The sequence below is a fragment of the Acinetobacter sp. AG1 genome (assembly GCF_001005525.1).
GTDB lineage: Bacteria > Pseudomonadota > Gammaproteobacteria > Pseudomonadales > Moraxellaceae > Acinetobacter > Acinetobacter modestus.
This window is the reverse complement of sequence record NZ_LBMZ01000029.1, coordinates 1-2769: the sequence shown is the minus strand read 5'-3', so window position 1 is coordinate 2769 and position 2769 is coordinate 1. Positions and strand designations below refer to the sequence as shown.

The following is a 2769-nucleotide window of genomic DNA, read 5'->3' as shown; positions in this document are numbered from 1 at the left end:
AAATAGTCATATGTATTTTTTTGATATTAATTTAGATGCTTTTATTTTAAGCATATTAAAAATAATAAAAATATTGTAAAGGAGATAATTAAATGTATAAAAATAAAATTAATATAGATTGGTTAGATGTAGTTGTTGATGTAACACATGATCCAAAGAAGTTGTCTAAAGGGTTAACAATCTATTTGGATGAGAACCATGATTTTGGCAAAGCACAAAAATCTTATAGTCCCTTGTGTATAGAGTCTAAAAATAAACATGTTTTAAGAGTCAAATCTGTAGATGATAAGTTAAAGATCAGTGGTAACTTTTATAAATGGTTAAATGGTCAAAACATTACAGGATGTGTCAGTATTGACGATTTGGTCTTAGATGTTGTTAAAAAATTTATTGAGATGGGATTAATTGAGCCAACAGATGAGCAACTAGATATCATTAAAAAAGGTCAATATCGTATCTATCAAACCCATGTTAAACTGGATTTAATTTTTGACAATAAACAATTGGCTTTAAATTACTTGGATCAATTAAAAACAGGTGGTTATTATCCATATAAATCTATAACAATATACCAAAATGGAGTTTATTTTGGTCAATCATCTAAACGATGGGTACTAGGTTATTATCACAAAGGTAGTGAGATTGATCAGCAACGGACTAAAAAAGACATTGTGAGTCCTGAATTAAAAGCACTTGCTGATGTTACAATCAGGGCTGAGATTAAAATTTATTATAAACAGCTAAAAGATTGGGATTTGATGTTTGCTTGGCAATGGCGTGATATAGATCATTTAGATATGTTTTTTAAAAGACATTTAAATAAGCTAAAACTACCAAATTTTAACAATGTGATTAAATTATCAAAGATAACAAATAGTGCAGATAGAAAATTTTATAATTGCTTGTTACATGGGGATATTAATCTTTTATATGGACGGTCAACCATCCATCGTAAAAGAGTAAAATTTATGCAAGATTATAATATCAATATAGACAACATTAATAATAAAAAACTAAAGGGGGATGTATGCAAAAACTAAGACTAACAAAAAATGAAGTGTGCCATATTTTATCAATCAAAGCAGATAAGTTGACTAAGCTGATACAGACAGATGTATCTTTCCCACGACCTATCAAAGAGGGTGTTACTAGACAAGCAGCCGTTTACTTTGATCGTCAGGATGTAGAGAATTGGTGGAGTAATAAAAAAGCATCTAATGATCCTAACGCCGTGTTAAGTGCTTAATAGATTGGTTAAATTTATATATTACATATTTAGCCTAAGTAAAATTGGACAAAATCAATGACATTTGTTTTGACATAATTACAATAAAAAATTGACTAACATAATGATTTAAAATAATAATGTTTTGACATTTTTATTGACAAAATTTTTGACAAAATGCCTGATCAAAGTAAAGCTTGGCTAGATGACACTACTTTAAGGGTAATGACCTATAAGTCAGGCTCTTTTACCTTTCAACTTGGGTTTGACCTACAACAGGTTAAACCTATGCTTGACCGTGTAAATGATGCACAAAATAGATTTAATAAGATGCCAAGCTTGCCCCAAATCATAGACCAAGTACAAGACAAGGTTTTGGCAAGCAGTATTTATAGTACAAATACCATTGAGGGTGGTCAATTTACTGAGCAAGAGACTGAGGAAATTTTAAGGCTAGACCCTAAGACCATACAAAAGACGGAGGAACGTCGTTTAACCAATCTTAAAGAGGCAATTGATTGGATTAAGCAGTTTAGCCAAAAAAGATTACAACCTGTAGATGGGCAAAGCATATCTTTAACATCAGTAATTAAGTTGCATAGCTTAGTATCGCAAAACTTAGAAGAACAACATAATCCAGCAGGGCAGTTTAGGAATAATCAACCTAGCCAAAAAACAGTGGTGGGTAATAATGCACATGGAGGGACATATCGTCCACCTAAATGTATTGAGGATATTGAGTATCTTATACAAGCATGGGTGGAATGGTTAAATAGTCCACATGTGATCAACCAACCTGCTATTGTCCGTGCATGTTTAGCACATTATTACTTTGAGTTGATCCATCCATTTTGGGATGGCAATGGGCGAACAGGACGTTTGATTGAGATGCTATTGCTTGAACAGTCGGGCTATAGATTTACATCGTCAGCGATATGGGCATACTACCAAATCAACATCCATGAGTATTTTGCATTGTTTAATGCATGTCGTAAGGCTGCTGATAAAAAAGAACCTTTACCAAACCAAGCTTTTATTGAGTTTGTATTAAAAGGGATGTTTGAGACCATCAATAACTTGCATGATCAAAGTAATAGTTTGATCAGCTTTTTGCTGTATCAAACAGCTTTGAATGATGCTAAATTTAGTAAGCGTATATCCGATAGGCAGTTTAATTTAATCCAAACAATTATGTTTGTAACAGGACAGACTAAAAAGTTTTTAACCCAAGCTGAATTGTATCGAGTACCACAAATCCAAGTTTTGTATACGGGTAAAACGGAACGTACTTTTTACCGTGATATTGCTAGATTGGTTGAGCTTAACTTTTTGGATGATCAAGATGGTTTGATTGTTGTCGGTGACTAAATTTAGATAAGAATGAGCCTATTAAAATGTGAGTAATAAATCGGTTAGTAGGGGTTGTTTTGTATCATAGTGTGTATCATAAGAAGTTAACTTGTTAATAAATTATTTTAAATCAATTGTTTGTATTTTTGTTTGGTATTGGATATACCTACCAAGATATTAATAAAGAAGCCCTA

The 2769-nt window shown here is 31.9% G+C and carries 3 protein-coding genes; all 3 read left to right on the top strand.

Features of this window, described 5'->3' with window-relative positions; all coding sequences use genetic code 11:
• Nucleotides 1–92 precede the first annotated feature (92 nt).
• The 3 genes from AAV96_RS00290 to AAV96_RS00280 all read left to right on the top strand — a co-directional run bounded on the left by AAV96_RS00290 (nucleotide 93) and on the right by AAV96_RS00280 (nucleotide 2593).
• On the top strand, nucleotides 93–1040 hold the full coding sequence (locus tag AAV96_RS00290) for a phage/plasmid replication protein, II/X family (protein WP_046737864.1): 948 nt from the start codon (nucleotides 93–95) through the stop codon (nucleotides 1038–1040).
• Nucleotides 1028–1246 carry an AlpA family transcriptional regulator gene (locus AAV96_RS00285; RefSeq protein ID WP_046737863.1) on the top strand — a complete coding sequence of 73 codons (219 nt, stop codon included), beginning with the start codon at nucleotides 1028–1030 and terminating at the stop codon, nucleotides 1244–1246. Before AAV96_RS00290 ends, AAV96_RS00285 begins: the two co-directional genes overlap by 13 nt.
• A gap of 156 nt (nucleotides 1247–1402) precedes the next feature.
• Entirely contained in the window at nucleotides 1403–2593 is a 1191-nt protein-coding gene (locus AAV96_RS00280) for a Fic family protein (protein ID WP_046737862.1), read from the top strand.
• Nucleotides 2594–2769 lie beyond the last annotated feature (176 nt).